Annotated in this window: 1 protein-coding gene; it reads left to right on the top strand. The window is 65.9% G+C overall.

All coding sequences use genetic code 11. The annotated features are described in order from the left end of the window. The first annotated feature begins 5 nt into the window (after positions 1–5). Positions 6–1,154 (top strand): acyl-CoA dehydrogenase family protein, encoded by a 1,149-nt coding sequence (locus ACFWF3_RS36365; protein ID WP_379318730.1) that lies wholly within the window; start codon positions 6–8, stop codon positions 1,152–1,154. Positions 1,155–1,239 lie beyond the last annotated feature (85 nt).

The following is a 1,239-nucleotide window of genomic DNA, read 5'->3' on the forward strand; positions in this document are numbered from 1 at the left end:
CTCTGATGGACTTCACCTTCACCAAAGAGCAAGAACTCCTGCGTGATTCGGTGGCCGGATTCCTCGGTGCCCGGTACGACCTGGAGCAGAGTCGGAGCGCGGTCAAGTCCGGCGCGGGGTGGCAGCCCGCGGTGTGGCGCGGTTTCGCCGAAGAGTTGGGCATCCTCGGTGCGACCCTGCCCGAGAATGTCGACGGTATGGGCGGTGGGCCGGTCGAAATGATGGTCATCGCCGAGGAACTCGGGCGTGCGCTCGTCGTCGAACCTTATGTCGACACGGTCATCATCGGGGCGGGTCTGCTGCAACGCTGCGGTGGGACGGCTGCCGATGCACTGGTGCGGCAGATCGTGGCCGGTACGGCGCGCACCGCGTTCGCCGCACTCGAGCCGACGTCGGGTCATGCGATGCACGATCTTTCGACGACCGCGCGCCGCGACGGCGATTCGTGGGTGATCGACGGCAGCAAGACCGTCGTGACCAGTGCGCCGTTGGCGACCCATCTGATCATCAGCGCGCGCACCTCGGGTGCCCGGCGCGACGAATCCGGCATCTCGTTGTTCCTCAGCGAGTTCGATGCGGCGAATCCGCCGCCCGGGGTCGAAATCCACTCCTACCGGACGATCGACGACCGGGCCGGTTCCGATATCACCTTCACCGAATTCCGATTGCCCGCCGCCGCACTGCTCGGAGCGGAAGGCCAGGCATGGTCGTCGATCGAGGCCACAGCCGACGAGGCGATCGCGGCGATCGCCTCGGAAGCGGTCGGATGCATGCGCAAGGTGGTGGCGGATACCGTCGAATACGCCAAGCAACGCCGGCAATTCGGTCAGCCGATCGGCAGCTTCCAGGTTCTGCAGCACCGCATGGTCGATATGTACATGGAGCTCGAGCAGGCGATCGCCGCAGCGTATCTGGCGATCCACGCACTGAACGCGGCACCGGCGGTTCGGGCGCGGGCGGCATCCGCGGCCAAGGTCACCGTCAGCCGTGCCGCTCGATTCATCGGCCAGAACTCCGTTCAGCTACACGGTGCGATGGGCATGACCGAAGAACTCGCCGTCGGCCACTACTTCAAGCGGCTGACCGCGATCGAGCACGAATTCGGATCCACTGACCACCACCTCGCTCGCTACGCCGAGCTGACGAGGCCGTAGTCGTGACCAGCGGCGAAAGTTCGTCGCCGCAACCGGAGGACCCGGCCTCGAGCACGCCTGCGAAACCGGCGCGCGAGGATGTTGT

It is taken from the genome of Nocardia sp. NPDC060220 (assembly GCF_042727815.1).
Lineage (GTDB): Bacteria > Actinomycetota > Actinomycetes > Mycobacteriales > Mycobacteriaceae > Nocardia.

Excerpts from the sequence above, each read along its gene's own strand:
- ACFWF3_RS36365 (WP_379318730.1), top strand. The coding sequence starts at position 6 with ATGGACTTCACCTTCACCAAAGAGCAAGAACTCCTGCGTGATTCGGTG.